We start from the raw sequence: 23,196 nt of genomic DNA on the forward strand, positions 1-23,196 counted from the left end.
TTGCCCGGCCTACATTGGGCACGGAGTGGTTTGTAGGCCCGGTAAGCGTAGCGCCACCGGGCGTTATTGTGTTGAGGCTATAATGCCGGGCGGCACGCCGTTTGCCCGGCCTACTGAACCGGTTTTCCCCTCACGGCCAGGGTCACACCCACGACCAGCAGCAGAATACCGGATGCGGTCAGCACGGGCGGCAGGCTCTGGCGCAGCAGGAAGGTATAGAGCAGTCCCGCCAGGGTTTCAAAGACAATCAGCGGACCTAAGATCACCGTCGGCAGCTTCTGGCTGGCAACGTTCCAGCACAGTGCGCCTACCCACGAACAGAGCACGGCGATCGCCACGATTAATCCCACAAAAACCCAGGGCCGAGGTCCAAACGGTAGCGCAAATTCAGGCTGATCCAGCCTTAACCAGCCGCATACCGCGACGTAGCCAATCAGCGAGACGGGCAGGGTAACCAGCGCCTGCGCGGTGGCCCACATCATTGGATTTTTGTCCGGATTCTCTCGCAGCCAGCAGGCATTACGCAAGGCATACCAGGCCCAGCACACCACGGCGATGATGGCCAGCAGAATACCGGAGACGTAGCGCCATCCATCCACATTCGCCACACCGTGACGCAGTTCAGCAATATTCACACACGCCAGGCCGACAGCGATACACACCAGGGCGGGAACCATCTTCGACCAGGCCAGCTTGCCGTCGCGATGGCTGTAGAGCAGGTTGGCGAAAACCGGGATCACCACGGGCAGCGTGCCGATAATCATAGTTGATACGGGTGCGCCGGTACGCTGAATGGCGCTTGCCAGGCAGGCGTAGTAGATCAGGTTACCCATCATGGTCAGCTCCAGCGCGGAGAGCCAGTCCCGGCGGCTCAGCTTTTTCAAACGCTGACGGCCCAGCCACGCCAGCGGCAGAGCGATAAGCCCCAGCGCCAGGTAGCGCCCCATCGACAGCAACAGCGCCGGGTACTCCGGCACAATTAATGGCCCGACAAAAATCAGTCCCCACATTAAACCTGCAAGCAGGGCATACAACACACCGCTAATCATTTGTTCCATCCATTTATTTAAATCTGCATCTAGTGTAGGAAGGGAGCAGGCGGGCGTATTGTATGAGATTGCGCATTAGCGCCGGACCACCTGTTTCTGGTAGCGCACCGGCGTAATGCCATAGCGGCGGGTGAAAGCGCGGGTGAGGTGCGACTGATCGGTCAGCCCGGTGGTGGCGGCAACGTCGGCGGCGGGCATGCCTTGGGTGAGAAAATGTTTCGCCCGCCACAGGCGGATCGCCATCAGCATCTGGTGCGGCGTGACGTGAAAATGGGCTTTGAACTGGCGCTGGAAGTGATAGGGACTCAACGAGACCACCTGCGCCAGCTCATCAAGGGTCAGGGTGTGCATATAGTTGTCGTGCAGGTAGTCGCGTACGCGCTCGAAGCGGTGCGCTCCCTCTACCGGCACCGGCGCGTGGTGCGCCAGCGGCCTGAAGGCGTCAATGAGATCCAGCAGCAGACCTTGCTGAGCGAGGGGATCGTCGCTCTGCCAGAGATGGTGGATAAGCGTAAAAATCTGCCGGGAGCGGAGCGGATCGTAGCGGGTAGCCTCAGCGAACCACCAGTGGCGGATCCCGGTTATCTGCTCAAGCCGATCCGGCTCAATATAGATCATCCGGTAGCGCCAGCCGTCAGCAGTGGCTGCCTCGCCGGTATGCAGCTCCTCGGGGTTCATGGTGACCACCGAACAGGCAGGGGCAACGTGCTGCGCGCCGCGATAGCGAAAGCGCTCCGCACCCGCCTCTATCGTACCGATGCCGAAAGCTTCATGGGTATGCGGCTCAAAGACGTAGCGGGAGATATGCGCGTGATACAGTTCGACGCCCGGAAACTGTGCCAGATGGCGAAAGCGGGCGCTGTCTTTTTTATCGCTGAACTGTTCCGGTACACCTTGCACTGGTTCTCTCCACGCGGGTCATCGCTTCATTATCAGGAATGACCCGCTGGGATGCTACAAAAATTAACGTTGCTGTAAGGTCAGACGATCTCGCGAATGCTGTCACGAATCGGCGTGGTCGGACGGCCAATCAGCGTGCTTAGCGTGCGGCTGTCATCAAACAGGCCGCCTTTTGCGGCACCCACGTCTGAGTCTGCCAGCAGGTTAGCGAACGCCTCTGGCAGGCCCGCGCCTTTTAGCGCTTCCGCAAAATCAGCCTCGCTGAGATTCTGATAAACCACCGGTTTGCCGCTCTGCTTGCTTAACTCTGCCGCCAGATCGCTGAGGGTCCAGGCCTCATCGCCCGCCAGCTCGTACACCTTGCCCGCATGGCCTTCACTGCTTATCACCTTAGCTGCTGCCGCCGCATAGTTAGCCCGAGTGGCGGAGGCGATTTTACCTTCCCCGGCGGAGCCGATAAATACACCGTGCGCTAACGCTGCCGGGGCGCTGGCTAGATAGTTTTCGCTATACCAGCCGTTGCGGAGCAGGGCGTAGGGGATGCCGGAGGCCGCCAGATACTGTTCGGTCTCCACGTGTTCAACGTGCAGGCCCAGCGGGGAGCGATCGGCGTGCAGCAGGCTGGTGTAGGCGATGAATTTTACACCCGCGGACTTCGCTGCATTAATGACGTTACGGTGCTGAATCGCGCGCTGGCCCACTTCGCTGGAGGAGATCAGCAGCAGCTTCTCAACGCCCTCAAGGGCGGCGGTGAGCGCGGCCTGGTCGCCATACTCAGCCTGACGCACGGTGACGCCCTGCTGGGCCAGGGCTTCGGCTTTCGCCGGATTACGCACAATGGCCACCAGCTGGCTGGCGGGAACGGTTTTCAGCAGTTCGGTAAGGGTAAGCTGGCCCAGGTGGCCGGTGGCGCCGGTAATTGCGATCATGTGATTCTCCTTCTTGTCGGTAGTGAGTTATGGCACACTAGCACCCTAACTAACTTTTAGTAAGTACGTACAAAAAGGTAAGTATGAAAATAACTAACGCACCCCAAACGCTAAGCGAACGGCTGCGTGAAGGCAACCTGTTCGCCGAGCAGTGCCCCTCCCGCGACGTGCTTAAACATCTCACCAGCCGCTGGGGCGTGCTGGTGATGGTGGCCCTGCGCGACGGTACGCATCGCTTTAGCGATCTGCGCCGCAAGATGGGCGGCGTCAGCGAGAAGATGCTGGCGCAAACCTTACAGTGGCTGGAGCAGGACGGCTTTATCAACCGGGTGGCGTATCCAGTGGTGCCGCCACACGTTGAGTACAGCCTGACGCCGCTGGGTGAGGAGGTAAGCGAGAAAGTCGCCGCACTCGCCGACTGGATTGAGCTAAACCTGCCGGAGGTGCTGGCGAGGCGCGACGAGCGGGCGGCGTAGATATAGAGGGGAAAACGCCCGGCGGCGCTCACGCTTGCCGGGCCTGCGGGTTACTTCGCGTTTAGATTAACTTTGTAAATGGCGAACCCGATATCATCGCTACCGACCTGGCTCATCGGGTATTGGGCCTTCTCTTTGATAAACGCCGCCGCTTTAGCGGAGGGGGAGCTCTCAAAGCGAATATCCAGCGGCGTATCGCTGTGGATCGGCGCAAGACGCCAGTTGTTGTCTGCCGCCGGGTGGATGGCCCCCGCGCGGGCTGACTCGGCGCTTATCCACGCCGCCAGCACGGAGCGGTTCTCGTCCGGCGAGGCAAAAGCGATGTGGCTCTCCCCCGTCCCGGCAAACTTGCCGCCGTAGGCGCGATAGTTGTTGGTCGCTACCAGGAAGGTGGCGTTGGGATCGATCGGCTTGCCGTTAAAGGTCAGGTTTTTAATGCGCTCCGCCTGCGGATTCAGGCTCTGACATTCGCCGTCATAGCGGGCAGGCTGGGTGACATCCACCTGATAACTGACGCCGTCAATCACGTCGAAGTTATAGGTGCGGAAGGTATCCCAGTTAATCAGCGACTGCGGCTTGCTGCTGTGGGGATCGATCTGGTTAAACTGCCCGGCGGAGCACTCCAGCCACTCTTTTACCTCTTTCCCGCTCGCTTTTACCACCACCAGCGTATTGGGGTAGAGGTAGAGATCGGCGGCGTTACGGAAGGTCAGCTGTCCCTTCTCCACCTCAACGAAGCTGGCCGGATCGTTCTTGCGACCGCCCGCTTTGAATGGTGCGGCGGCGGAGAGCACCGGCAGCGAGGCGAGATCCGGATCGCCCTGAATATAGCGCTCCACGTAGGCCTTCTGCGCCATGTTGACCACCTGCACGGTGGGATCGTCCTGCACCAGCGACAGATAGCTGTACATGTTATCGGCGGACTTCCCGATAGGTTTGCTGACAAACTCCCGAGTGGCGTCATGGGAGTCTTTGAGGACCGAAACCAGCTTGCTGTCTTCTGCCGCCAGCGACCTCTTCGCCGCCGCATCGTAGATGGGGCGTGCCTCGGCGCGGGAGTGCGTCACCTGCCATTTGCCGCTATCGTTATTCAGCACTAAATCCACCACGCCAAGATGATCGCCCCACATACCCGGCATCACCGCCGGCACGCCGTTAAGGGTACCGTTAGCGATATCCGCGCCTTTAATATCGGCAAAGTCTTTACCAGGGAAGACCGCATGGGCGTGACCAAAGAGGATGGCATCAACGCCGGGTACCTCGCTGAGGTAGTAGACCGAGTTCTCTGCCAGCGCCTTGTACGGCTCCGCTGAAAGCCCGGAGTGAGCGATTACTACCACAACGTCCGCCCCTTTGCTGCGCATCTCCGGAACGTACTTACGCGCGGTCTCGGTAATGTCGTTAACCGTTACCTTACCGCTGAGGTTGGCTTTATCCCAGGTCATGATCTGCGGCGGTACAAAGCCGATATAGCCAATGCGCAGGGTCTGGGTTTTGCCCTCTTTATCCTTAACCGTGGTCTCTTTGATCAGATAGGGCGTGAACAATGGCTGTTGCGTTTTCGCATCGATGATATTGGCATTAACGTAGGGGAACTTCGCCCCTGACAGGGCGCGGTGCAGGTAATCCAGGCCATAGTTGAATTCATGGTTGCCGAGGTTGCCTACCGCGTAGTCGAGGGTATTCATCGCCTTATAGACCGGATGTACCTCGTTCTGGGTTAACCCCTTGGCCGCCATATAGTCCCCCAGCGGACTGCCCTGAATCACGTCACCGTTATCCACCAGCACACTATTAGCAACCTCCTGGCGGGCGGCATTAATTAGCGTTGCGGTGCGCACCAGGCCGAACTTTTCCGTGGGCGTATCTTTGTAGTAGTCAAAGTCCATCATGTTGCTGTGCAGATCGGTGGTTTCCAGCAGGCGAAGATCCACAGTGGCGGCCTGGGCGCCGACCGCCGTCAGCATGGCCAGAAACGTTGCACTAAACTTAATCATCAGAGCGTCCTTTTAGATCTAATCCACAAAAGAGAATGTATTTACATTAGGTTGCTTACGAATTTGTGAATCTTGCCATAAAAGTGAGCAATAAAACCGCAGGTGTGCTCACAGATGGTAGTTCTGGTCATGATACGGTATAACTAAAACAACGAGTTAAAACCACTGACACAGAGAGGTGGAGAATGTTAGAAGCCATTTGTCAGCTCGCGCGGGAAGCGGGCGAAGCCATCATGCAGGTTTACGACGGGAGCAGCCCGATAGACGTGAACCGTAAAACCGACGATTCACCGGTCACCGCAGCTGATATCGCAGCCCACAAGGTGATTGTCAAAGGTTTGCAAGCACTTACTCCGGATATCCCGGTGCTCTCGGAGGAGGATCCGCCCGCCTGGGACGTTCGTCAGCACTGGCAGCGCTACTGGCTGGTGGATCCGCTGGACGGCACCAAAGAGTTCATCAAGCGCAACGGTGAGTTTACCGTCAATATCGCGCTGATCGAAGCGGGTAAGCCGGTGCTGGGGGTAGTTTATGCCCCGGTCCTGAAAGTGATGTACAGCGCGGCGGAGGGTAAGGCGTGGAAAGAGGAGAACAATATCCGTAATCCGATCCAGGTGCGTGAGGCCCGCCCGCCACGGGTGGTGATCAGCCGCTCTCATGCCGCGAATGATACCGAGCTGAAAGAGTATCTGGAACAGATGGGTGAACATCAGACCACGGCAATCGGCTCGTCGCTCAAGTTCTGTCTGGTGGCAGAGGGCGAGGCGCAGCTCTATCCCCGCTTCGGGCCAACCAGCGTCTGGGATACCGCCGCGGGTCACGCGGTAGCCGTCGCTGCCGGGGCGCACGTCCATGACTGGCAGGGGAAAACGCTGGACTACACGCCGCGTGAATCCTTCCTCAACCCCGGTTTCCGCGTCTCTATCTTTTAATCTTTAGCTCTCCAGCAGCTTACGCAGCAGGGCAATCACCTGCTGCGACTCCTGCTGAGTCAGCGCGCCATCTTTGGCATAATGCACGCGCCCCTCTTTATCCAACACCGCAACGGCGGAGCTCTCCTCCTGCAGCTGCCAGGCCTTGCGTGTTACTCCTTCGCTATCGACGATAAACTGTGACCAGGGGTAGAGCTGCTTATTGCTCTCAATGCTGCTGCGTACAAACATCGCGGAGCCGGGAATGGCATCATCGGTATTGATAATTGTGGTGGTCTGATACCGGTCGTGCGGCAGATTCGCCGATTTGATCGCTTCAATCAGCGCCGCATTTTTCTCTTTCGCCGAGGTGCGACCCGCAATGTGCATCACCACGCGAACTTTTCCGGTCAACTGCGCGCTATTCCAGTTTTTGTAGCTAAACTTATTATTATCGAAGACCAGCTCTCCCCGATCGGCCACGCCAACCGGTGGCACGCGCTGGTTCTCTTCGAAACGGTGAGCCGAGGCCACCAGCGGCAGCAGCAGGCAGGTTACAGCCAGAGTGTTGCGTAACGTCATCATGTTTCCCTTATTCAGTGCAGGTGATCCGACCACTTGGTCTCTGCCTTTAATGATAAGTGCAATTAATCTTCTTTTCTCGCAAATGGGGTGCCAGTTTGCGGGCGGACGCACACATTTGCGCAAAAACCATGCCTTATACTGTTGTGCTCGTCGCCCAGGATAGAAAATTCTGATTAATTGTCATCAAACGGTAAATAAACTTATGCATGCTGGGTATCAATGAGTTTGTGGTCTATAGTCACTGGGCAACAAAATTTGCGTTCATCAAAGTCGAGCCAATTGTGGCGTCGCTTGAGCGTAAGATTCAGCAGGAGAGATAGAAGAATGAAAATTTTCCAACGTTACAATCCGCTCCAGGTAGCGAAGTACGTGAAGATCCTGTTCCGTGGACGGTTGTATATCAAGGACGTAGGCGCTTTTGAGTTCGACAAGGGTAAAATCCTGGTCCCGAAAGTAAAAGATAAGCAGCACTATTCTGTGATGTCTGAAGTGAATCGCCAGGTGATGCGACTGCAAACCGATATGGCGTAAGCAACGTGCTATGCAGTAGTTCAGTAAGATAATAAGACGGCCCCAGATGGGGCCGTTGATGTTTTGAATGCCGTAGGCCTGACAAGCGTAGCGCCGTCAGGCGTTGCAGCGATGCCGGGTGGCGGCTTTGCCTGACCCGGCCTACAACACTTACGCCGCGCCTTTGTTCTCGGCGTCCGGCAGCTTTGGCGTCAGCGTCGTGGGCTTACTGTCGAGCCGGGTAACCAGCAGCTGGTCGATGCGGTAGTTATCGATATCCACCACCTCAAATTTATAGCCCGAGTACTTCACCGAATCGGTGCGTTTCGGGATTTTTCGCAGCATAAACATCATAAAGCCGCCGATGGTTTCGTAGTTACCGGACTGCGGAAACTCATCGATATCCAGCACGCGCATCACATCGTCGATGGGCGTACCGCCGTCGATAAGCCAGGAGTTCTCATCGCGGGCCACGATCTGGTCCTCCTGTCCCTGACCAACCAAATCACCCATCAGGGTGGTCATCACGTCGTTGAGAGTAATGATGCCCACCACCAGCGCATACTCGTTCATGATCACCGCGAAGTCTTCCCCCGCCGCCTTAAAGCTCTCCAGCGCCTCGGAGAGGGTCAGGGTATCCGGCACGATCAGCGTGTTGCGGATCTGCACGCCGCTGTTCAACGCCAGGCTCTGGTTGGCCAGCACGCGGTTAAGCAGATCTTTTGAATCGACGTAGCCGACGATATGATCGATATCCTGATTACAGACCAGGAACTTAGAGTGCGGATGCTCTGCCACCTTGCTCTTCAGGCTCTGCTCATCTTCGTGCAGATCGAACCAGATCACGTTTTCACGCGAGGTCATGGATGACGGCACGGTACGCGACTCCAGCTCAAACACGTTCTCAATCAGCTCGTGCTCCTGTTTACGCAGCACGCCCGCCAGCGCCCCGGCCTCAAACACCGCGTAGATATCATCGGAGGTAAGATCGTCCTTACGCTCCATCGGCAGCTTAAAGATGCGGAAGATCACGTTAGCCAGACCGTTAAAGAACCACACCAGCGGACGGAAGACGAACAGGCAGAAGCGCATCGGGTTGATGATGCGCAAAGCCACGGCTTCGGGCGCAATCATACCGATGCGTTTCGGGGTCAGGTCGGCAAAGAGAATGAACATCCCGGTGACGAGGGTAAAGGAGATAATAAAGCTCAGCCGCTCCGCCAGCTCTGGCGACACCACGTTGATTAGCACACCGTAAAAGGCCGGGGAGAAGGCCGCGTCGCCCACGATACCGCCGAGAATGGCGACGGCGTTGAGACCGATCTGCACCACGGTAAAGAAGGTGCCGGGGCTCTCCTGCATTTTCAGGATGCGCTGGGCGTTGATATTGCCATCGTCGGCCAGCAGCTTAAGTTTGATTTTACGGGAGGCCGCCAGTGAAATCTCCGACAGCGAGAAGAACGCACTTACGGCAATCAGACAAAGTATCAGTAGAATACTGTTTAACATATCTTATCCAGCCATCGGCCAGATCCTCAAGAAGGGAAGGTTGAAAATCCATGTAATACATCAGGTTAAACGCCGATCCACAGCGAGTGGACCTGCGATCCAAGGGCTAGTATAGCGTAAGCCGGGGGAGGCCTGCCAGCGTCAGGCGTACAATGTTTATACACTGATGAATTTTAGGCCCTTAAAAACAGTCTGTTACCGAATTATGCGGCCGTACCAGATCAAATAAAGCGAGGGGGGATTTACCAGGCCTAAATATAAGTCATAGCGCTCTAAAAAAGGGACTTTTTTAAAAACAGCAACGCGTCTAATTTTATAAAAGTCAGGCTGATTCTCTTTATTAATAATCAATTTATTGTTGAGGTATCGTCATGAGTGCAAACTATTATTCTCAAACACCGAATTTTGTTAGCGCCTCTTCGGAAGATGTTGATCCACGCACCCGTCTGTTTAGTTTTCAATATACCCTCGGGCAACTTATTGGCAATAATGCAATGGGGCCGGAGCTTAATTTCACACTTAGCTACTCGCCTACCTCTGCAACGGATTATTATGATTTTGGAATAGGTGTAGCACCTGCGCTAACTATTTATGATGCGACAAATGGGCAGCTTTTATTGGCTTCAGGTGAAAGCTATCGTGTGGATGGGTCGGCTAACCCCCCTATAGTTCAGCAAAATAAGATGAGAACATTCGATTTTGCCAGTATGGTAACTTCGGAAGGCCGCTACGGTTACCGGGTCACTGAAAATGACGGCACCGTGACCGATCTTATGGAGTATGACGCAGGAATTTATGTTACTACCAGAATCTATACCGCGCTGGGCTATTCCCTGATTGTTGATTGGGAAACGATCGACTTATGGGGCTGGGGAATCTCCTCTATTAGCGACGACAGTGGCGTAACCCTGTTAAAAATCGATCATGACGCAGGACCGATGCTGACCTTCTACCCTGGCTCGTCCGAAGAGTATTCAATTACTCTGGGCAAAGGGAATGGCTACCTCTCTACTATTTCTCACTCAGGACTGCCTGGGAGGGCATGGCACTACTACTATCAAGATGTAGGGATGGGAGAGGGGCTACAGACATTAACACAGACTGTAGCTATTACCGGGCTCACAAAAACAGTTATCTATAATAGCGGTACCACGAATGGTCTGATGCTATTCCCCGATCAATCTGGGCAAGGTGCATTGCCTGCCGTGACGGAGTTATCTGTCGATCCCGGCTTTAACCAACCCGTTATGGTAACAACCTATACGCCAGACACCCCCCAGGGTTTCCCCAACTACCTGGGCTACGATGCTCCGCAGGGTGGCCAGTGGGATGCCTCAACTGACTACGTATATAGCCTGGCAGGGCAGGACTACTCCTACTCCACAACGCTGACGCAAACCGACAGCGATGGGCAGCTGATCACCACCACCTATACCTACAATAATTACCATCTTTTAACCAGGTTAGAGGTGCAACAGGGTAACACTTCCTACACGGTAGACACCTGGTACTATGCTGATAAGTATCAGTCCGATCACCCTGATGCCACCTATGACGATCTGCCAGCGCAGTATCAGTATCCGCTGAGTCAAACGTTGACCTGGTCGGACGACAGCGGCACACGTACTGAAGTTACGCAGTATATTTATGATGGATTCGGCAATCTGACGCAGCAGATTGATCCTGACGGTACCCAGACCGATTATGAGTTTTACAGTAGTAATGGTGAAGTGGATAGTGATGATGGCTATACCGGCTGTCCTCGCGATCCAAACGATTTTGCAAACCTTATGAAAAGCAAAAAAGTTACCCCTGCGCCCTCGGATTATGACGACGTGCCTGTTCGCGCAACCTATTATCACTACAGCCCTTTTGAGGCGCTGGACGATCGCCCAATGGTTACCGCGATTGTGAAGGATAAAGAGACGCTGGTGAAATTAATCGATAATGGAACTAACCCCCCCGATAAACAGCCGTTGACAACATTGGACACGAAATATTACTCAGATGACAAGACATCGTTTAAGTATGGCTATCCAATTTATAAAGGTACGACAGTTTACTATCACGATTCCGAAGATGATCATCCTCATTTAATAAAGGAAGAGTATGATTATGATGCTAAAGATAATGTTATCCAAAGCCAACTGACGTTAACGAGTTGTGATGGTATTGAATTAAACGGGGTCATGGTGCGCTCTTGTTATTCAGGTCGAATTATTTCTTTGACCGATATCAAGGGTACGCCACATACTTATTATTATGATCCTGCTGGTCGGTTTTCTTATATGCATGCATACGAAGGTAATGCTGACTATGAAAGAAGTATGAGTGTTGATTATACTTATGGAACTGATGGCTCTGAAAACACTACTGCAATTAGTACCACGATAATAAATAATGATGGGAGTATCTCACGATTTAATTATGATTCTATGGGGCGAGTAATCTCTATCGAGAAAAGCGCAACAGACCAGCTTGGGGAAGAGTTTAATACGGTCTTATCACGCCGCTATGATACATTAGGGCGAGTTGAGTATGAAACGATAGCTGATAGCTATTTTGATAATACACATACTAAGCAGACAGCAGAAGTAAATATTAAAACTCAATATGATAGCTGGGGTCGCCCCTGTGCACATAATTTCTTACCTGGGAGAGAGAGTGTCGATACTAACGTCTACCTGTCAAAAATAGTAGAGTTTTCCTCTGTAGAGAATAGCTATAGCAGCTATTTACAGTCCGCTGCGGGTAAAATATCATCACATTATAAAGTTGTTATGAATAATCAAGACGTACCTGAATCGGTTATTACATTTGACGCAGAGGGTAATGAGTATTCCAGGACACACTCTTATTATGACGGTCTCAAGCGAGTACGTAAGTCTGTAGACCAGGTGGGGAACCCCATCATTTATGACTACGATGACTTTGATCGTGCATACAAAATCACCTACTCTGACGGGACTATTGTGACGCAGGAATATGCAGCACAGTTTAGCCATCCACTCGTGACCACCATTACCGTGACTGATGTAGAAGGTAAAGATTATGTGATAGGTAGCAGAGAATTCGACGGCTTAGGACGAATTCAAAACTCCACCGTTGGGGGGCGCTATGAGTCCTATACATATAATGATAATACTCCCGATGCACATACCTTTACCGATAGTGTAAATCGGGTCTTTACCTATGGATACGATCCTCTATTAGAGAATGCATTAACCTCTGTTATCGCAGAGTATAACGGGCAAAGCACAGAGCAGAATTACAGCTATTTTAAACATCGTGGGTTGCTGGATACGGCTACCGAAGCCGGGCAGAAAACACACGCCTATACATGGCTTAGCTCAGGGGAAATTTCTACTGAGACTATCACTAATAGTCTCGGAAGCAAATCACCTTCTTACACCTGGAGTGTAATGAACAACCCAGTAAGCTATACCGATATTGACGGTAATCAACAGTGGATAAGCTATTATCTTTCAGGAAAAGATGCAATAAAACCTCAAGGAATGAGCGATCCCGCCGTTACGCTGAATTTTATCTACGACGATTTTGGACGACTTTATACACAAACGGCTCAATCAGTGTCTCAATCAGAAGATGAAGTGGCGACTCTCGAAATAGAACTTGTCTATGATGATTATGGACGTGAGCACATTCGCACAATTACGCCTGACAGCGGAGAGAAGATTACTATCACCACTGATTATTATGAAAATAATCAGGTTTCTCATGTTAAAATTGAGCAGGGCGCAGAATTGCTTAGTGATAATAGCTACTATTATGATCTACGCAACAGGCTTCATCGACATGACTGCAGCGGCAGCTCTTTACCAAAAGATGGGTACGGGCAGTCGTTTACTTCTCAGGTATTTGTTTATGATAGTCTTAATAATATTCAGACCTGTACTACGCAGAATAGTAGCAGTGCAACAGACACTGCGACCTTTAACTATGAAAATAGCAGCGATCCCACACAGCTAACGTCAATTGTGCACGAAGGGAACTCAGCGTACCCGCCGGTTATTAATCTTTCCTATTATGATGATGGACGCCTGAAATACGATGAAGCAGGCCGTTTATTAACATACGATGCCTCTGGCCGCCTGTTTAGTGTAGAAACAACTGATGGTGCGAAGGCAACCTATGGCTATGACGCTCTGCATACTCTTGTTTACCAGTCGATAAACACTGACGAGCAGTATCTCTACTATCGGGGTTCCCAGCTGATTAACCAGATTCGTGAAAGTGAGCATCAACAGGATCGAATTATCCCTGGCCTGACTGGTAATGCCGCAGTAAATCACGGGTAAGAGTAAGAATACTCTAAGCAATATATTCAATCATTGGAGCGTAAATTATGTCTTTACAACTGATTGGCACAAACAAGACCAATAGTACGCTGCTGGCTTATGATGGCAAAACCCAGCAGGTTAATTTTTATTCTTCGTTTGGTAATGTAAACAACGTGCAAAATAGTCAACTTCCAGGTTTTAATGGCGAGCGGCCAGATCCCTTTACTGGCGTTTCGCATTTAGGTAACGGCTATCGTGCCTATAATCCTATTCTAATGCGTTTTAACTGCCCTGACAATGAAAGTCCATTTGGCGTGGGAGGGATTAACCCTTACGCCTACTGTGAAAACGATCCGATAAATTTCACTGATCCAAGTGGGCATGGAATAATAAGATTGGCGATAAGAGCAATCCGATTTGTGTTTAAAGTTGTGAAAGTTTTGGCAAAGGTTATCGCGAAAACATCTCGTGTCATATCTGCTGTATCACAGTTAGGACAAATGTCAACCGGCATAGCTGCTTATTATAGCGCAGAAAAACATCCTGAAGCTGCAGCTAAATTAGTCCATGCTAGCGCTGCATTTGGATGGATTAATGCAGGAGCAAATTTTTTCTCTGGTTTGGATGACATTTACGCATCTATAAATCAATTTAAAGAATATAGAGGGTTGAGTAAAGAACAAAGAAAAATAGTTTCTGAGTCAATAACTGGATTAGATGAGCTCGGTGCGGAAAATGGAAGTTTGGCCAGAGAGGGATCAGAGGCTGAAAGCACAGTGTCTGATGTTTCCGAAGGCATTGAAAATACTTTAGAATCTGATCCTGAGAAACACGTTAGAAGGCAGCGACTGCCATCTGTGGATATGGGGGATGTAAAAGAGGCTTCTCTCGTGGTCCTCCAGGTTATTCAGAGTGCATCGCATACGGCTTCTTTAGCTTTAAAATCTGCCAGTAGTGCGATGAAGAAAAAAAACCCGGAAATGTCGCAAAGAATGAAAGTCGCATCCCTGATATTGGGGGAAGCAGGTACTATTTCTTCCGTGCCTAGGACAATTGGAACACTTAAAAAAGCGGCAAAACAAGAAGATACACTCATCATCGTTAACCGAAGAGTGTACTCATCTGAAGATATAGGGGTATTTTTACCCAGATATACCAGGATTGACTCGTCCTCTGTTTAAATATCATTGAGACGTGCTAACACAAAGTAGCATAATCGATTAACTTATCTATATCATCATTGTAAAACGTGTTGCTGGCCTATGGGCCAGCAACTTAAATTATATCAATTTCAACCCGCCGTCTGCGGCGGCAGACAGACCCCTATCCCCCCGATCCCGCAGTACCCGTACGGATTCTTATGCAGATACTGCTGGTGATCGTCCTCGGCATAGTAGAACGGGCCAGCGGTTTTGATCTCGGTGGTCACGGTGCGGTCGTCCCCGGCGGCGCGCATCGCCTGCTGGAAACGGGCCAGGCTCGCTTTCGCGGCTGCGTCCTGCTCCGGCGTCAGCGGATAGATAGCCGAGCGGTACTGGGTGCCGTGGTCGTTGCCCTGACGCATGCCCTGGGCCGGATCGTGGTTCTCCCAGAAGACCTGCAGCAATTGCTCGTAGCTAATCACGCTCGGGTCGTAGACTACGCGCACGGCTTCGGCATGGCCGGTCTGGCCGGAGCACACTTCGCGGTAGGTCGGATTCGGCGTAAAGCCGCCCGCATAGCCTGCTGCGGTGCTGTAGACGCCAGGCAGCACCCAGAACAGGCGCTCCACGCCCCAGAAGCAGCCCATCGCAAACAGCGCGGTCTCCATCCCCTCGGGGACATTAGTCATAGAGTGTTCGTTAACGGCATGCAGGTTGGCAACCGGCATGGGTGTATTGCGTCCTGGCAATGCATCCGCTTGAGTAACAAGGTGTTTTTTATCAAATAGACTCACGGTGTGGCCTCCCAGGAACAGATATGTGATCGAGGTTGTAACGCAGCGTTGAATTGAACACAATAAATGCTGCAAATACGGCTAGATTTAAACATTAAGAAATATTGGGCTAGCCAGCCATTTTTCAACCCATTATGTTGGGTATTTGTTAAGCCGGGGAGCGGCATTTCGGTCTTCTTACCTCAGGGAGGCCTGATATCCAGGAGAGAACGTGCCACACATCCGACTGTTAGGTTTCACTACTCTGCTGCTGGTAAGCGGGACGGCCTTAGCGGCAAACGTCCGTTTGCAGGTGGAGGGGTTATCGGGCGCGCTGCAAAAAAACGTTCGCGCCCAGCTCTCAACCATCGAGAGTGACGAAGTAACGGCGGACCAGCGTTTCCGCGCTCGCGTTGATGATGCCATCCGCGATGGATTAAAAGCGCTAGGCTACTATGAGCCGACCATCGATTTTGAACTGCGTCCACCGCCGGCGAAGGGCCGTCAGGTGCTGATCGCCCGCGTCTCGCCCGGCACGCCTGTGCGCGTGGGGGGGACTGATGTTATCCTGCGCGGCGGAGCGCGTACCGACCGCGACTACCTCGATCTGCTAAAAACCCGTCCGGCGATCGGCACGGTACTGAACCACAACGACTACGACAGCTTTAAGAAGGGCCTCACCAGCGTCGCGCTGCGCAAAGGCTACTTCGACAGCGCCTTCAATAAAAGCCAGCTCGGCATCGCCCTCGATCGTCACCAGGCATTCTGGGATATCGACTACGACAGTGGACAGCGCTACCGCTTCGGCAAGGTGACCTTTGAAGGCTCGCAGATCCGCGACGAGTATCTGCAAAACCTCGTCCCCTTTAAAGAGGGCGATGAGTATCAAACCAAAGATCTGGCGGAGCTGAACCGTCGACTCTCCGCTACCGGCTGGTTTAACTCGGTGATTGTCGCCCCGGAGTTTGAAAAATCCCGTAAGACCAAGGTACTGCCGCTGCACGGTGTGGTCTCACCACGCACGCAGAATACGATTGAGACCGGGGTGGGCTACTCCACCGACGTCGGTCCGCGCGTAAAAGCCACCTGGCGCAAGCCGTGGATCAACTCCTACGGCCACAGTTTTACCACGACCACCAGTATTTCGGCGCCAGAGCAGCAGCTCGACTTTAGCTACAAGGTGCCGCTGCTGAAAAACCCGCTGGAGCAGTACTACCTGGTGCAGGGCGGCTTTAAGCGTACCGATCTCAACGATACCGAGGCCGACTCCACTACCCTGGCGCTCTCCCGCTACTGGGATCTCTCCAGCGGCTGGCAGCGCGCCATTAACCTGCGCTGGAGCCTGGATCACTTTACCCAGGGCAGCGTGACCAACACTACGATGCTGCTCTATCCGGGGGTAATGATCAGCCGGACCCGCTCCCGCGGCGGCCTGATGCCGACCTGGGGCGACTCCCAGCGCTACTCTATTGACTACTCCAATACCGCCTGGGGTTCCGACGTTGACTTCTCCGTTCTTCAGGCGCAGAACGTCTGGATCCGTACCCTCTACGATCGCCACCGCTTTGTCGTGCGCGGCAACCTCGGCTGGATCGAGACCGGCGACTTTGATCGGGTGCCGCCGGATCTGCGCTTCTTCGCCGGGGGCGATCGCAGCATTCGTGGCTATAAGTACAAATCGATCTCGCCCCGGGATGACGAGGGCAAGCTGAAGGGGGCCTCGAAGCTGGCCACCGGCTCGCTGGAGTATCAGTACAACGTCACCGGCAAGTGGTGGGGCGCCGCCTTCGTCGACAGCGGCGAGGCGGTAAGTGATATCCGCCGCAGCGACTTTAAAACTGGCGCGGGCGTAGGCGTGCGCTGGGAGTCGCCGGTCGGACCGGTGAAGCTCGACTTTGCTCTGCCCATCGCAGACGACGAAAAACACGATCTACAGTTCTACATCGGTCTGGGGCCTGAATTATGAGTTTATGGAAGAAGATAAGCCTCGGGGTAGTGGTGTTTATTATGCTGCTGCTGGGGGCGGTGGCGTTTCTGGTGGGCACTACCAGCGGGCTGCATATTCTGTTCAAGGCGGCGAACCGCTGGGTGCCGGGGCTGGAGATCGGCCAGGTCACCGGCGGCTGGCGCGATCTGACCCTGCGCAATATTCGCTATGACCAGCCCGGCGTGGCGGTTAACGCCGGGGAAATCCACCTTGCAGTAAAGCTTGCCTGCCTGCGGGACAGCAGCCTGTGCGTTAACGATCTGTCGCTAAAAGATATTAACGTGACGGTAGACAGCACGAAAATGCCGCCTGCCGCGCAGGTGGAGGAGGAGAGCGGGCCGCTCGATCTCTCCACGCCCTATCCGATTACCCTTAGCCGCGTGGCGCTGAACAACGTCAATATCAAGATCGATAACACCACCGTCTCGGTGATGGATTTCACCACCGGCCTGAACTGGCAAGAGAAAAACCTGACCCTCAAGCCGACCTCGCTGCAAGGGCTGCTGATTGCCCTGCCGAAGGTGGCCGACGTGGCCCAGGAGCAGATCGTCGAGCCGAAGATCGAGCAGCCGAAGCCCGAAGAGAAGCCCCTGGGTGAAACGCTGAAGGATCTCTTCTCTAAGCCGGTGCTGCCGGAGATGGCCGACGTTCATCTGCCGCTTAACCTCAATATTGAAGAGTTTCGCGGCGAGCAGCTGCGCCTCACCGGGGATACCGATATCCTGGTGCGCAGCCTGCTGCTGAAGGTGAGCAGCATCGACGGCAACACCCGGCTCGACACGCTGGATATCGACTCTAATCAGGGTACGGTTAACGCCAGCGGCACGGCGCAGCTGAGTAACAGCTGGCCGGTAGATATCACCCTTAACAGCACGCTGAACGTCGATCCGCTCAAGGGCGAGAAGGTGAAGCTGAAGATCGGCGGCGCGCTGCGCGAAACCCTTGACGTGGGCGTTAATCTCTCCGGTCCGGTAGACATGGTGCTGCGGGCGAAGACGCAGCTGGCGGAGGCGGGGCTGCCCCTGAATCTCGACGTCATCAGCGAGCAGCTCTACTGGCCCTTTACCGGCGAGCGACAGTATCAGGCGGATGACCTGCGGCTGAAGCTGAGCGGCAAGATGACCGACTACACCCTCTCGTTCCGCACGGCGGTGAAAGGGCAGCAGGTTCCGCCTGCCACCATCACGCTGGATGCCAAAGGCAACGAGCAGCAGATCAACCTCGACAAGCTGACCATCGCCGCGCTGGAGGGGAAAACCGAGCTGAAGGCGCTGCTCGACTGGCAGCAGGCTATCAGCTGGCGCGGGGAGCTGACGCTCGACGGCATCAATACGGCGAAAGAGGTGCCCGACTGGCCCTCTAAGCTCAACGGCCTGATCAAAACCCGCGGCAGCCTCTACGGTGGCAGCTGGCAGATGGAGGTGCCGGAGATGAAAATCACCGGCAACGTCAAAAACAACAGGGTAAATGTGAACGGCTCGCTCAAGGGCAACAGCTATATGCAGTGGACCGTACCGGGGCTACACCTCGAGCTGGGGCCCAATAGCGCCGACGTGAAAGGCGAGCTGGGTGTGAAGGCACTGAATCTTGATGCCAATATCGATGCGCCGGGGCTGGATAACGCGCTGCCGGGCCTGGGCGGCACGGCGAAGGGGTTAGTGAAAGTACGCGGCACGGTGGATGCGCCGCAGGTGCAGACGGATATCACTGCCAATAATCTGCGCTGGCAGACGCTCTCTATCGCCCGCGTGCGTATTGAGGGCGACGTGAAATCCACCGATCAGATCGCCGGTAACCTTACCGCCCGCGTGGAGCGTATCGTGCAGCCGGGCGTCAATCTGAGCCTGGTTACCCTGGACGCCAAAGGCAGTGAAAAGCAGCACGAGCTGACCCTGCGGGCGCAGGGCGAGCCGGTCTCCGGCCAGCTGCGGCTGGCGGGCAGTTTTGACCGTGCTAACCAGCGCTGGAAAGGCACGCTGAGCGATACGCGCTTTGCCACCCCGGTCGGGCCGTGGTCGCTGAACCGCGCCATCGCCCTGGACTACCGTGGCCAGGAGCAGAAGGTGAGCATTGGGCCGCACTGCTGGACCAACCCTAACGCAGAGCTGTGCGTTCCTCAGACCGTGGACGCAGGCGCAGAGGGGCGGGCGGTGGTTAACCTGAACCGCTTCGATCTGGCGATGCTGAAACCCTTTATGCCGGATACCACCCAGGCCAGCGGATCGTTCAGCGGCCGGGCGGACGTCAGCTGGGACACCACTAAACCGGGACTGCCGCAGGGTGAGGTGACCCTGGCCGGACGTAACGTGCGGGTCACGCAGACCGTCAACGATGCGCCGCTGCGGGTGGCGTTCGATACCCTCAATCTTAACGCGAAGCTGCAGGACAACCGGGCCGATCTCGGCTGGATGATGCGCCTGACCAACAACGGCCAGTTCGACGGCCAGGTGCAGGTGACCGATCCCCAGGGGCAACGTAACCTCGGAGGCACGGTTAACATCCGCAACTTCTCTATCGCGATGATCAACGCTATCTTCTCGCGCGGTGAGAAGGCTGCAGGGACGCTTAATGCCAACCTGCGGCTGGCGGGTAACGTGCAGAGCCCGCAGCTGTTTGGCCAGATGGGGCTGAACGGCGTGGATATCGACGCCAACTTTATGCCGTTTGAGATGCAGCCTAGCCAGGTGGCGATGAACTTCAACGGCCAGAGTTCGACGCTGCAAGGGGTCGTTCGCACCCGCCAGGGCGAGATTAACCTGAGCGGCAACGCCGACTGGAGCCAGATCGACAACTGGCGCGCACGCATTGCGGCGAAGGGCAGCCGGGTACGGATCACCGTCCCGCCGATGGTCCGCCTGGATGCCTCCCCGGACGTGGTGTTTGAAGCCACGCCGCAGCTCTTCACCCTTGACGGCAGCATTGACGTGCCGTGGGCGCGCATCGTGGTCCACGACGTTCCTGAGAGCGCGGTTGGGGTCTCCAGCGACGAGGTGATGCTCAATAGCCAGCTGCAGCCGGAGGAGCCGAAGAGCGCGGGCATCCCGATTAACAGTAATTTGACCGTTCACGTGGGTAATAACGTGCGTCTGGACGCGTTTGGCTTAAAAGCGCGCTTAACGGGCGATCTTAAAGTTGCTCAGGATAAACAAGGGCTTGGCTTAAACGGGCAGATTAATATTCCCGAAGGTCGCTTCCACGCGTACGGTCAGGATTTGATTGTACGCAAAGGTGAGTTATTGTTCTCGGGTCCGCCGGATCAACCTTTGCTTAACATCGAAGCGATCCGTAACCCGGAATCCACCGAAAACGACGTAATTGCCGGTGTGCGTGTGACCGGAACCGCCGACGAACCGAAGGCGGAGATCTTCTCTGACCCGGCAATGTCGCAGCAGGAGGCGCTCTCCTATCTGCTTCGCGGCCAGGGGCTGGAGAGCACACAGAGCGATAGCGCAGCGATGACGTCGGCGCTGGTGGGCCTGGGCGTTGCCCAGAGCGGACAGGTTGTGGGTCGAATCGGCGAGACCTTTGGCGTTAGCAATCTGGCATTGGACACGCAGGGCGTAGGCGACTCCTCCCAGGTGGTGGTCAGCGGCTATGTTCTGCCGGGATTGCAGGTGAAGTATGGCGTGGGTATTTTTGACTCTCTGGCGACGCTTACGTTACGCTATCGCCTAATGCCTAAGCTATATCTGGAAGCGGTGTCTGGCGTAGACCAGGCACTAGATCTGCTCTATCAGTTTGAGTTTTAGCAATGCGAATATTTGTTTACGGCAGTTTACGACGCAAGCAAGGTAACAGTCACTGGATGACTAACGCTCAATGGCTGGGCGATCACAGCGTTGAGGATTATCAACTATACAGTCTGGGGCACTACCCTGGTGCGGTGCCCGGTCCGGGCCAGGTGCTGGGTGAAGTTTACCGTATTGACGCCGAAACCCTGGCCGAGCTCGACGAGCTGCGTACCGCTGGTGGGGAGTACAAGCGTCAATTGATTCAGACACCGTACGGCAGTGCATGGATGTATGTGTATCAGCTTTCGGTGGATGAACACACGCGGATAGAGACCGGGAACTGGTTAGACAGGGATCGGGATTAACAGCAGCGCCACCCTCGGGTGGCGCTGTTTTTATCCATAAAAAAACACCGCCGTGAGGGCGGTGTTTCTGTTTCTACAGCGGGTAGAGATTACTTCTTCGCAGCGCGCTCGAAAGAGGCCACGATTTCCGCTTTCGCCGCGTCGGCGTTATCCCAGCCATCAACCTTAACCCATTTGCCTTTCTCGAGATCTTTGTAGTGCTCGAAGAAGTGGGTGATCTGCGCTTTCAGCAGCTCCGGCAGGTCGTTCACGTCTTTGATGTGATCGTACTCTTTGCTCAGCTTGGTGTGCGGAACCGCAACCAGCTTCGCATCTTCGCCCGCTTCGTCGGTCATCTTCAGCACGCCAACCGGACGGCAGCGAACCACTGAACCCGGCTGCAGCGGGTACGGGGTCGGGACCAGCACGTCAACCGGGTCACCGTCCAGGGAGAGGGTGTGGTTGATGTAGCCATAGTTGCACGGATAGAACATCGCGGTAGACATGAAGCGGTCAACGAACAGCGCGCCAGTGTCTTTGTCGATTTCGTATTTGATCGGATCGGCGTTGGCCGGGATCTCGATAACAACGTAGATGTCTTCTGGCAGATCTTTACCCGCCGGTACGTTCAGTAAGCTCATGTTTGTTTCCTTTAAAATGTGTGGCAAACAAGTGCCGGGTATTATAGCCAACTCACACCGAAAGTCTTCGCCTGTTTTCGTTTTCCCCCTACCCATTGCGCGTTTCTCAGACCATTCAGATGACCGAAAAGTACATAACCTCAGCCGCATTTTTCATAGCCAAATGAAAGCGATTACAAACTTGTGATTAACGTTTTATTTACTTTTTTGAAGTGTGATGTAACGCAATTCGTTACATATTCCATTCGCTATAGTCTCTTCGCGAACATCTTTTAGCCAAACAATAATCACCCCTACGAGGACGTTATTATGTGGAAGCGCTTACTTCTGGTCACAGCAGTCTCAGCAGCCATGTCGTCTATGGCGATGGCAGCCCCGTTAACCGTCGGTTTTTCGCAGGTCGGCTCCGAGTCCGGCTGGCGGGCCGCTGAAACCAACGTTGCGAAAAGCGAAGCTGAAAAACGCGGTATTACGCTGAAAGTCGCCGATGGTCAGCAAAAGCAGGAGAACCAGATCAAGGCGGTGCGCTCGTTTATCGCCCAGGGCGTGGATGCCATCTTTATAGCTCCCGTGGTGGCGACCGGCTGGGAGCCGGTGCTGAAGGAGGCTAAAGACGCCGAGATCCCGGTGATCCTCCTCGACCGCTCCATTGATGTGAAAGATAAGTCGCTCTACATGACTACCGTTACCGCTAATAACGTGCTCGAAGGCCAGCTGATCGGCGAGTGGCTGATCAAAACCGTCGGCGATAAGAAGTGTAACGTTGTTGAGCTGCAGGGCACGGTAGGGGCGAGCGTGGCAATTGACCGTAAAAAAGGGTTCGCTGACGCCATCGCCAAAGCGCCGAATATTAAAATCATTCGCTCTCAATCCGGCGACTTTACCCGCAGTAAAGGTAAAGAGGTTATGGAGAGCTTTATTAAAGCCGAGAATAACGGCAAGAACATCTGCATGGTTTACGCCCATAACGACGATATGGCGATCGGTGCTATTCAGGCCATCAAAGAGGCGGGCCTGAAGCCGGGCAAAGATATTTTGACCGGCTCCATCGACGGCGTGCCGGATATCTTTAAAGCGATGATTGAAGGTGAAGCCAACGCCAGCGTTGAGCTGACGCCAAACATGGCTGGCCCGGCCTTTGACGCGCTGGAGAAATTCAAAAAAGATGGCACCCAGCCTGAGAAAATGACCATGACTAAATCGACGCTCTACCTGCCGGATACGGCGAAAGAAGAGCTCGAGAAGAAGAAAAATATGGGCTATTAAGCCTGAACTTCATGGGCCTGATAAACACGGTTTTGTAGGCCTGATAAGCGCAGCGCCATCAGGCATTGCCGCGCCGGATGGCGACGCAGACGTCTTATCCGGCCTACGGGCCCAGGTTTTGTAGGCCTGATAAGCGCAGCGCCAT

General features: G+C 54.3%; 17 protein-coding genes. 9 read left to right on the plus strand and 8 right to left on the minus strand.

Features of this window, described 5'->3' with window-relative positions:
- Positions 1-110 precede the first annotated feature (110 nt).
- The 3 genes from RTX96_RS19495 to RTX96_RS19505 all read right to left on the minus strand — a co-directional run bounded on the left by RTX96_RS19495 (position 111) and on the right by RTX96_RS19505 (position 2,878).
- On the minus strand, positions 111-1,049 hold the full coding sequence (locus RTX96_RS19495; RefSeq protein WP_103818607.1) for a DMT family transporter: 939 nt from the start codon (positions 1,047-1,049) through the stop codon (positions 111-113).
- A gap of 75 nt (positions 1,050-1,124) precedes the next feature.
- Entirely contained in the window at positions 1,125-1,949 is an 825-nt protein-coding gene (locus RTX96_RS19500) for an AraC family transcriptional regulator (protein WP_312671842.1), read from the minus strand.
- Positions 1,950-2,029: 80 nt separating this feature from the next.
- Positions 2,030-2,878: an SDR family oxidoreductase gene (locus RTX96_RS19505; protein ID WP_312671843.1), complete on the minus strand. Its 849-nt coding sequence runs from the start codon at positions 2,876-2,878 to the stop codon at positions 2,030-2,032.
- An 83-nt stretch (positions 2,879-2,961) separates the two neighbouring features.
- Here RTX96_RS19505 and RTX96_RS19510 point away from each other — a divergent pair, with 83 nt between their 5' ends.
- On the plus strand, positions 2,962-3,354 hold the full coding sequence (locus RTX96_RS19510) for a helix-turn-helix domain-containing protein (protein ID WP_103818604.1): 393 nt from the start codon (positions 2,962-2,964) through the stop codon (positions 3,352-3,354).
- 50 nt (positions 3,355-3,404) lie between these two features.
- Here the strand turns inward: RTX96_RS19510 and RTX96_RS19515 are convergent, their stop codons facing one another.
- On the minus strand, positions 3,405-5,351 hold the full coding sequence (locus RTX96_RS19515) for a bifunctional 2',3'-cyclic-nucleotide 2'-phosphodiesterase/3'-nucleotidase (protein WP_312671844.1): 1,947 nt from the start codon (positions 5,349-5,351) through the stop codon (positions 3,405-3,407).
- Positions 5,352-5,536: 185 nt separating this feature from the next.
- Here RTX96_RS19515 and cysQ point away from each other — a divergent pair, with 185 nt between their 5' ends.
- Positions 5,537-6,283, plus strand: a complete 747-nt coding sequence (cysQ, locus tag RTX96_RS19520; protein WP_103818602.1) for a 3'(2'),5'-bisphosphate nucleotidase CysQ — start codon at positions 5,537-5,539, stop codon at positions 6,281-6,283.
- Between the two features lie 3 nt (positions 6,284-6,286).
- On the opposite strand, the gene RTX96_RS19525 is transcribed toward cysQ, so the two are convergent.
- On the minus strand, positions 6,287-6,844 hold the full coding sequence (locus RTX96_RS19525) for a YtfJ family protein (protein WP_103818601.1): 558 nt from the start codon (positions 6,842-6,844) through the stop codon (positions 6,287-6,289).
- 327 nt (positions 6,845-7,171) lie between these two features.
- Between RTX96_RS19525 and RTX96_RS19530 the strand changes: the two genes are divergently transcribed.
- The gene (locus RTX96_RS19530; protein ID WP_042388447.1) at positions 7,172-7,378 is read left to right on the plus strand and encodes a DUF1107 domain-containing protein; all 207 of its coding nucleotides are present in this window, start codon (positions 7,172-7,174) and stop codon (positions 7,376-7,378) included.
- 150 nt (positions 7,379-7,528) lie between these two features.
- On the opposite strand, the gene RTX96_RS19535 is transcribed toward RTX96_RS19530, so the two are convergent.
- Positions 7,529-8,866 (minus strand): hemolysin family protein, encoded by a 1,338-nt coding sequence (locus tag RTX96_RS19535; protein ID WP_103818600.1) that lies wholly within the window; start codon positions 8,864-8,866, stop codon positions 7,529-7,531.
- Between the two features lie 371 nt (positions 8,867-9,237).
- On the opposite strand from RTX96_RS19535, the gene RTX96_RS19540 reads away from it, so the two are divergent.
- A complete protein-coding gene (locus RTX96_RS19540; RefSeq protein ID WP_312671845.1) occupies positions 9,238-13,185 on the plus strand; it encodes a hypothetical protein in 3,948 nt (1,315 codons plus the stop codon).
- Between the two features lie 47 nt (positions 13,186-13,232).
- Positions 13,233-14,348, plus strand: a complete 1,116-nt coding sequence (locus RTX96_RS19545) for an RHS repeat-associated core domain-containing protein (RefSeq protein ID WP_312671846.1) — start codon at positions 13,233-13,235, stop codon at positions 14,346-14,348.
- Between the two features lie 110 nt (positions 14,349-14,458).
- Here the strand turns inward: RTX96_RS19545 and msrA are convergent, their stop codons facing one another.
- Positions 14,459-15,103 carry a peptide-methionine (S)-S-oxide reductase MsrA gene (gene msrA, locus RTX96_RS19550; protein WP_312671847.1) on the minus strand — a complete coding sequence of 215 codons (645 nt, stop codon included), beginning with the start codon at positions 15,101-15,103 and terminating at the stop codon, positions 14,459-14,461.
- 211 nt (positions 15,104-15,314) lie between these two features.
- Between msrA and tamA the strand changes: the two genes are divergently transcribed.
- From tamA to RTX96_RS19565, 3 genes are read left to right on the plus strand one after another with little or no spacing between them, the layout of a single operon-like run.
- On the plus strand, positions 15,315-17,048 hold the full coding sequence (gene tamA / locus RTX96_RS19555; protein WP_312671848.1) for an autotransporter assembly complex protein TamA: 1,734 nt from the start codon (positions 15,315-15,317) through the stop codon (positions 17,046-17,048).
- The gene (gene tamB, locus RTX96_RS19560) at positions 17,045-20,818 is read left to right on the plus strand and encodes an autotransporter assembly complex protein TamB (protein ID WP_312671849.1); all 3,774 of its coding nucleotides are present in this window, start codon (positions 17,045-17,047) and stop codon (positions 20,816-20,818) included. Before tamA ends, tamB begins: the two co-directional genes overlap by 4 nt.
- Before the next feature lie 2 nt (positions 20,819-20,820).
- A complete protein-coding gene (locus tag RTX96_RS19565) occupies positions 20,821-21,165 on the plus strand; it encodes a gamma-glutamylcyclotransferase (RefSeq protein ID WP_103818594.1) in 345 nt (114 codons plus the stop codon).
- An 89-nt stretch (positions 21,166-21,254) separates the two neighbouring features.
- On the opposite strand, the gene ppa is transcribed toward RTX96_RS19565, so the two are convergent.
- Positions 21,255-21,785: an inorganic diphosphatase gene (ppa, locus tag RTX96_RS19570; protein WP_103818593.1), complete on the minus strand. Its 531-nt coding sequence runs from the start codon at positions 21,783-21,785 to the stop codon at positions 21,255-21,257.
- Positions 21,786-22,094: 309 nt separating this feature from the next.
- Between ppa and ytfQ the strand changes: the two genes are divergently transcribed.
- On the plus strand, positions 22,095-23,051 hold the full coding sequence (gene ytfQ, locus RTX96_RS19575) for a galactofuranose ABC transporter, galactofuranose-binding protein YtfQ (RefSeq protein WP_042388427.1): 957 nt from the start codon (positions 22,095-22,097) through the stop codon (positions 23,049-23,051).
- The last annotated feature ends 145 nt before the right edge of the window (positions 23,052-23,196 follow it).

Source organism: Pseudescherichia sp., assembly GCF_032052675.1.
Lineage (GTDB): Bacteria > Pseudomonadota > Gammaproteobacteria > Enterobacterales > Enterobacteriaceae > Pseudescherichia.

Bases quoted from the DNA above. Each gene is read 5' to 3' on its own strand.
- RTX96_RS19495 (WP_103818607.1), bottom strand. From the start codon at position 1,049: ATGATTAGCGGTGTGTTGTATGCCCTGCTTGCAGGTTTAATGTGGGGA.
- RTX96_RS19505 (WP_312671843.1), bottom strand. From the start codon at position 2,878: ATGATCGCAATTACCGGCGCCACCGGCCACCTGGGCCAGCTTACCCTT.
- RTX96_RS19510 (WP_103818604.1), top strand. From the start codon at position 2,962: ATGAAAATAACTAACGCACCCCAAACGCTAAGCGAACGGCTGCGTGAA.
- RTX96_RS19515 (WP_312671844.1), bottom strand. From the start codon at position 5,351: ATGATTAAGTTTAGTGCAACGTTTCTGGCCATGCTGACGGCGGTCGGC.
- cysQ (WP_103818602.1), top strand. From the start codon at position 5,537: ATGTTAGAAGCCATTTGTCAGCTCGCGCGGGAAGCGGGCGAAGCCATC.
- RTX96_RS19525 (WP_103818601.1), bottom strand. From the start codon at position 6,844: ATGACGTTACGCAACACTCTGGCTGTAACCTGCCTGCTGCTGCCGCTG.
- RTX96_RS19530 (WP_042388447.1), top strand. From the start codon at position 7,172: ATGAAAATTTTCCAACGTTACAATCCGCTCCAGGTAGCGAAGTACGTG.
- RTX96_RS19535 (WP_103818600.1), bottom strand. From the start codon at position 8,866: ATGTTAAACAGTATTCTACTGATACTTTGTCTGATTGCCGTAAGTGCG.
- RTX96_RS19540 (WP_312671845.1), top strand. From the start codon at position 9,238: ATGAGTGCAAACTATTATTCTCAAACACCGAATTTTGTTAGCGCCTCT.
- RTX96_RS19545 (WP_312671846.1), top strand. From the start codon at position 13,233: ATGTCTTTACAACTGATTGGCACAAACAAGACCAATAGTACGCTGCTG.
- tamB (WP_312671849.1), top strand. From the start codon at position 17,045: ATGAGTTTATGGAAGAAGATAAGCCTCGGGGTAGTGGTGTTTATTATG.
- RTX96_RS19565 (WP_103818594.1), top strand. From the start codon at position 20,821: ATGCGAATATTTGTTTACGGCAGTTTACGACGCAAGCAAGGTAACAGT.
- ppa (WP_103818593.1), bottom strand. From the start codon at position 21,785: ATGAGCTTACTGAACGTACCGGCGGGTAAAGATCTGCCAGAAGACATC.
- ytfQ (WP_042388427.1), top strand. From the start codon at position 22,095: ATGTGGAAGCGCTTACTTCTGGTCACAGCAGTCTCAGCAGCCATGTCG.